Source organism: Streptomyces sp. NPDC001714 (assembly GCF_042892755.1).
Classification (GTDB): Bacteria; Actinomycetota; Actinomycetes; order Streptomycetales; family Streptomycetaceae; genus Streptomyces.
The window spans coordinates 1-5,856 of sequence record NZ_JBIAUL010000059.1 but is presented as its reverse complement, the minus strand read 5'-3'; the positions used below and the strand labels follow the sequence as shown (position 1 = coordinate 5,856).

Sequence of the window (5,856 nt, the reverse complement as noted above, 5' to 3'; positions counted from 1 at the left end):
GGCCAATTCCTTCATCTCCCGCACAGCATCACTTGAGGATGCAATTCCTACATAGAGCTCCTCATCGTGTTCAGGACACACTCCCCGACAGAGTCAAGCACAGAGCATCGCTGAGCGAGCGAAGCAGACCGAGGCGTTCACGGTCTCCGCGCACGGCGAACTTCACGCCGACGGCCTGGCCCCGACGAGCGAGGGCCTCAACGAGAAGGAGGTAAGGCCGGAGGGCGGCCAGGACGGTGGACACGATGAGTTCCGCGGCCGCTTTTGCGCCTGCCGTCGTGCTCGCTGCGTGATCGTCTGACCGGTCCCCATCACGAACATGCCCATGCTGATGGCGGGTGTGACTTCAGCCGACCCAAGGGCCTGGGAGCTCGTCACGGATGGTCTCAAGATCGGAAAACGTGCGCCCGCGCGCGTGAACCCAGGACTGGTCCTGAAGGCCGTCCCGGCGGACCAGCCGGCGGGAGCTGCGTACCAGCGGACGGGTGAGTCGTTGTCGCTCGCCCACATGGGATGGTCGGGCAGGCCGACTCGGGCATACCTGGCGTGGAGACCTGGCATCAGTGCGTCGGGCAACTCGCAGGCGTCATAGAGGCTGTCTACGGCGAAGAGTGACTCGCTCAGCACCAACTCGACCCACACCAGGGACATTCGATCAAGAAACGGAATCCAGCCCTGATGTGATTCCACCACCACCGGTGGATCGTCCTGGTCGACCTGGCTCAGGGGGATTCCCCAGAAGGCGCAGTCCTGATTCTCCCGACGGAAGACCAGGACGCCGCCCAAGGCGTCGTCGACATAAAGGCCAGGCGGTCTGACCAGTGGGTCCTGCTGCCGAGTCAGGTCGTCCCGGCGGCCGATGAGCGCATACCCCTCACGCAAAGCAGCCGGCAGCTCGAAGCCCAGGTCGGCCTCCACTGCCGCCAGCTCATCAGCGGTGCAGCCATCTTCCAGCTCCACCGGACGGCCCATCCACGCGTCGGCGAACCAGCGCACGAACTCCCAGGCGTGGGAGCGAGCACGCACCCCGCGTCGCAGAGCCACCGCTACATCAGGACCGTCCAGCACCCCGTGGACGCTACCGCCTTCCTCAACCGGCGGCGAACTGCAGGAGGCCCAGCCTCCCCATAACCGACGACTCAACTTGACCCGCCAACGACATGCGATGTCTTCGTGGTCAACCCGCCGCGCGAGCGTCCGAGCGCGTGGTCGTCCGGCTCCTCAGCGAGACCGTCCTTGGGACTGTCCCCAAGTTCAAGCACTGGACGGACGCGGACAAGGACGGCTGCAACACCCGCGCCGAGGTCCTGCTGGAGGAAGCCGTCACCGCGCCCGAAGTCGGCCCGAAGTGCGCGCTGACTGGCGGCAGCTGGTACAGCCCGTATGACGACCGGTACTTCGACAGTGCGAGCAAGCTGGACGTCGACCACCTGGTATCCGTAGCCGCGACGATCTGAATCAGTACTTTTGCAGTTCATAACGTCAGCGCCATACCGCCGACAAGCGGCGGCTGCGAGATGATCAGCGCATGAGTTTCCGCGCGTATGCCAGGCAGGTTCGTGACCGTGATCTCCCTTTCGGCAGGCGCTTCCGAGCTCTGAGAGATGCAGTGGGGTGCTACTGCCCACTCGGATTCCAGGGAACGTGGTCATACCTGAGCACGGCAGGCGACCTCAAGAGCGATGAGATGGCACTGCTTCATGCCCTGGAGAAGCTGGAGGCCAGCCGCACGGTGTGGCTGAAGGAGGTGGCGTCGTTCGCAGATCGCCGCCGTGTCGACAAAACTCGGCACCACAGGAGTCCCCGCAAGGCGGAGGTGCGATACCTGATCGGGTGGAGATGGCCCGGTCCCGACGGTAAGCAGGCGATGCTCGGCGAGGTCGGACGGCTCTGGGCCACCCACCGCCGATCCCCCTTTCCCGACGTTCCAGCCGCTAGCAAGGGAGACTTGGTCGAGCTGGACACGTGGCTGGCCGGCTGTGTATCCACCTATCTCGCGAATGACGGGGATCTTGACCGGGGTCGACAGAACATCATGACGAAGTGCCTGCCGAGGCTGCGCCGGTACGTTGCCGAGCTGGGCTATCCGTGGGCCTTCCCCGAGGCGTTTGCATACTTCCGCCTCCTCCTGAAGATGACCGAGCTGATCCACAACGACAAAGCCCAGGAGGGCAGCGGGTGATCCAAGTTCCTCAGTGGGATCAGTCCGTGTCCGTGGCTGCCAGCACGGCGATGCGCCGAGCCCCGGGGCGACTGAGACCAGCCCTATATCCCACGCCACGCGCTCGAACCACTTCGTGGCGGCACCCCGTAGTCGCCGTTGTTATACGCGCCGCCGGTCGATGCCGCCCGAAGAGCATGCGCCAGGCGTGCTCCGGTCGGCAGGAGGAGAGGGCGAGGCGTTTGCGCGGACCTACCCCGTTCAGGCACTCCAGGCCCAGTGTCATCAACAGACCGGGAAGGGCCTCCGTCTCGACCGGATCCACCAGGTCATACGTTCCGGCCTCGCTGCGGCCGTTGGACTCCTCGGCCCAGTTGGCCACCGCTGCAGCAGCGGCCTCGCTGAACTCTTCCGTCGTTGTATCGGTCACTTGCGGCAGGTGCGTAACGCTGCCCAGCGTGACCTCAGGGCCGTCCAGGGGGCCGTAAGGCATCGCATAGCTGCCCCCACCCACTGAGTAACTCGGGAGGGTCGGTGCCTCCTCGATCGCGAACAGTTCCAACGGCAGCCAGGCGAGCGGATGATGGCGCCAGTGCGGTGACGTCGCCCACGCCTCGATCGTCGGCGAGTCCGCGATCGTGACGCCTCTGAGCACCAACTCGTGCACGAGGAAGACCCGAAGCTCCTCCGAGGTTGCGACGCGTGAGCTGCCGCCGATGTTCGGCCGGCCGGGGCTGTGGTGTCAGCTGAGGCCGAGCGTGGTGAGGGCGGTGGTCCAGTCGGTGACGATTGCCTGCTGGGCTTGGGCGAGGGTGACCTTGCCCGCGCAGACCGCAGTGTGCAGCTTGGTCTCCACCGGGTCCTTCAGGTTGTTGACGCCTTACGCAGCTGATGATGCTTGTGCCGAACAGCGCTGCCGACTCGCCGAGTCCATCCCGCTGTCCCTGTCGTTTTTGAGCTCGGCCTGAACCTGTTCAGGGGGCGGGCTGCGCGATGGGCGCGGGGGTTCGGTGTCCGTGTGCGTGGCTGAGCAGGTAGAGCGCTGCCTGGAGGATGAGTGCGACGCGGTGCTTGGGCGGGGTGTCGATCAGGCCGTGGCAGATGTCGTTGCGTAGGTTCATGCCGCGGTCGGGGTCGACGAGGAGGAGCTCCAGGGCTCGGCTCCAATCCGCGGGATACCCGGCGGCCGTCATGCTGCGGATGAGTCCGCCCAGTTGGTCGACAGTGCCGGGGGCCCGCCCCTTGGCCACAGACACGATCGGCACCCGGTGGCGCAGGAGCTGTCTGAGGATCTGCTCGACCTGGGGCAGGGCGATGCACGCCGCCGCATCGAGCTCCCCCAGCCAGAAGTATCCGAAGGCGCGGGCGAGAGTTCGGGCACGCGGCTCGGGCAAGACAATGTCGTGGGCCAGAGCGGTGATCAACTCGGCCTCGTCGGGTACGAAGCGTTCTTGGATGCGGTCGAGCTGATCGGCGGTGAGGTGCCCGAGGAAGTCCATCGCGAGGACCTGCAGCGCGGCAACGTGGTTGTCGTCGGCGTCGACGGGCGGGGTGACCTGGACAGGTCCGGCGGTGTTGATGCGCGTGCGCGGAATCCGCAGCAGCCCTTCGAGCACGTGCGCATCGTCGGCGTGCTCGCGCATCGCCTGATGCACGTCTTGCGTGGTTCGCCACAGGGCGTCTCGCAGATCCACGGCGGCGTCGATGTGCGCTCGCGCCCCGGCGGACAGTCCCCGCGGGGGGATGAGTACGCGGCGGAGCCAGGTCCATCCCAGAGAGTCAGGATCAGTCTGTTGCAGGGCCATCTCGGCACGCACCCTCAGTTCGGACAGACCCCGGTTCCGTGCTTCGGTCGCGGCCCGGGTCAGCAGGTTATGCCGACGGAACCCGGCGTTGATGTCGGCGTCGGCGGCGTCGAGGAGGGCGTCGACGATCGCCGTGTCGATGTCGGCTCCGCGGGAGGCGGGCGCCACCTCCCGCAGCAGCTTGAGGAAGCCGACATGAGCGTGCACATCGCCGGCATAACGACGTGCGGCGCGCTCCGCGAAGTCCGTGATGTCGTAACGCTGAAGGCGCAGTCCTTCCAGAAGGCTACGCACGATCCCCGGCTCGTCCTCGGGGTCGGCCAGGGCGCGTTCGACCAGAGCAACCATGTCCTCGGTGACGCGCTTTTGCAGGTCGGGCTGGTTGAAGGCCCGGGCGAGCTCACCGGCCCAGCGCAAGCACTCGGTCGCGCGTACCAGCCCGGGGAAACGCTTCGGAGCGGCGAGCAGAAGCGATGCCGCGTCCAGATACCCAGCGACTGCACGCCGAGCGCGATCGAACTTGCGGCCGCGTCCTGCGTCCGACAGCAGATGATGAAGGCGACCGCGGACAAACGGGGCACTCACCGCATCGGCGTAGGCGCTCCAGATCTCCAACGTGTCGGTCGTGACCTCAGTCAGGCTTGCAGAGCGCCCCTTGAGCGGGTCGCCGGGGAGCGTCCCGGTGAAAACCTGCGCCTTCCCCGTCCCGGATAGCCGGAGTCGCAGCGCGGCAACCAGTGCATCACGCTGCTGTGCGGCGGCCGTAGTCGTATCGATGTCCGCGGCCGCAAGCACGACGGCGATGGCCTCATAGGAAACGGCGTCCTCCGCCGCTTCCATGAGGGCGCCGAGAACACTCGGCTCAACCTGCAGCATGGGAGCCTCACTTCCGTCGTCGCCAGTATCGGCACAGCTCCGGACCGGACCCACCGATTTTCTCCGATCCGGTTCTGCTCAGCCGCGAGACGCCTTCGCCAAGCCGCACTGCCGATTCCTCAAGATCATCCTGCGGATTGAACCCAACCTTGACTGAACTTCATCCTCGTTGCCGCGAAGGGCGTCTGACCCAAGGCGCTGCTCCCCCAGTCGTGCTGCCAGCAGGCCCTCACCCCTGACCCGCGATGCCGATTGCGGAGAAAGACCCGGCAGACACCGCCACCCTGGCGTGCAGCACGCTGCGTCTCACCCTCGCCAGATGATTCACGCCATGCATATGACAGATCGAGAAACAATCGCATCTCTCGAATTCAAAGAACTTACCAATGGAGTTGCAACACCTACCGCTCAAACTGCAACACCACAGCTCAACAGCATGATCAACTCAGAGAGAATCACATAGGCGCACGTCACATGGGGTCCGGGATTTCTATCGATGCAACTACCGCATCCCAGGTCAAGGAACTAGCTGTGCGGCAACTTCGCAGGTGACTGACAGTCGCGGCGACCGTGATCGACGGACCGATCCCGACCCTGACGTCGATCATCCCCAGGCGCGCGGCCGTCCTCAGCCGCAGCATGTCCGCCAGCCCCTGGGCGGTCGTACCGAAGTATCCGAGCGCACCCCGCAGTTCCACCAGAGCCGCCGCGGGAGGCGCGGCCTGCACGGTCGGAGACAGCTCCGACAGCACCTCCAGGACCTGCCGGTACACCTCCTGCCCCGCCCTGTCCGGGCAGCGCACATGCATCACCGTCGACCCTGCACGCAACGGACCGTCTGCGCTCACCACAGCCACCTCCCACACCTCACGCTATCGAACGGATAATCGATGTCCTGTGACAGCGAACCTTGAGCTTGGGGACTGTCCTGAAGTTTGTGTATGCCCCGGTATGACCTGTCTGGCATGAGATGTGGTCTCTGCCGGGAAGGATCACGGATGGGCAGCAAGGACG

At 65.5% G+C, this 5,856-nt stretch carries 5 protein-coding genes and 1 pseudogene; 2 read left to right on the top strand and 4 right to left on the bottom strand.

Annotation, left to right across the window (positions count from 1 at the left end; all coding sequences use genetic code 11):
* Positions 1-162 precede the first annotated feature (162 nt).
* Complete coding sequence (locus ACFY0P_RS51995; RefSeq protein WP_388929507.1) at positions 163-996, bottom strand: hypothetical protein; 834 nt, start codon at positions 994-996, stop codon at positions 163-165.
* A gap of 254 nt (positions 997-1,250) precedes the next feature.
* Here ACFY0P_RS51995 and ACFY0P_RS51990 point away from each other — a divergent pair.
* A pseudogene (locus tag ACFY0P_RS51990) lies at positions 1,251-1,445 on the top strand (HNH endonuclease); the annotation flags it as partial.
* A 242-nt stretch (positions 1,446-1,687) separates the two neighbouring features.
* A complete protein-coding gene (locus ACFY0P_RS51985; protein ID WP_388929506.1) occupies positions 1,688-2,182 on the top strand; it encodes a hypothetical protein in 495 nt (164 codons plus the stop codon).
* A gap of 19 nt (positions 2,183-2,201) precedes the next feature.
* Here ACFY0P_RS51985 and ACFY0P_RS51980 read toward each other — a convergent pair whose 3' ends face one another.
* From ACFY0P_RS51980 to ACFY0P_RS51970, 3 genes are all read right to left on the bottom strand, one after another.
* Positions 2,202-2,879 (bottom strand): DUF6183 family protein, encoded by a 678-nt coding sequence (locus ACFY0P_RS51980; RefSeq protein WP_388929508.1) that lies wholly within the window; start codon positions 2,877-2,879, stop codon positions 2,202-2,204.
* 256 nt (positions 2,880-3,135) lie between these two features.
* Entirely contained in the window at positions 3,136-4,842 is a 1,707-nt protein-coding gene (locus ACFY0P_RS51975; RefSeq protein WP_388929505.1) for a DUF4209 domain-containing protein, read from the bottom strand.
* 470 nt (positions 4,843-5,312) lie between these two features.
* Positions 5,313-5,690 carry a hypothetical protein gene (locus ACFY0P_RS51970; protein WP_388929504.1) on the bottom strand — a complete coding sequence of 126 codons (378 nt, stop codon included), beginning with the start codon at positions 5,688-5,690 and terminating at the stop codon, positions 5,313-5,315.
* Positions 5,691-5,856: the final 166 nt, after the last annotated feature.

Bases quoted from the DNA above. Each gene is read 5' to 3' on its own strand.
- ACFY0P_RS51985 (WP_388929506.1), top strand. From the start codon at position 1,688: ATGGCACTGCTTCATGCCCTGGAGAAGCTGGAGGCCAGCCGCACGGTG.
- ACFY0P_RS51975 (WP_388929505.1), bottom strand. From the start codon at position 4,842: ATGCTGCAGGTTGAGCCGAGTGTTCTCGGCGCCCTCATGGAAGCGGCG.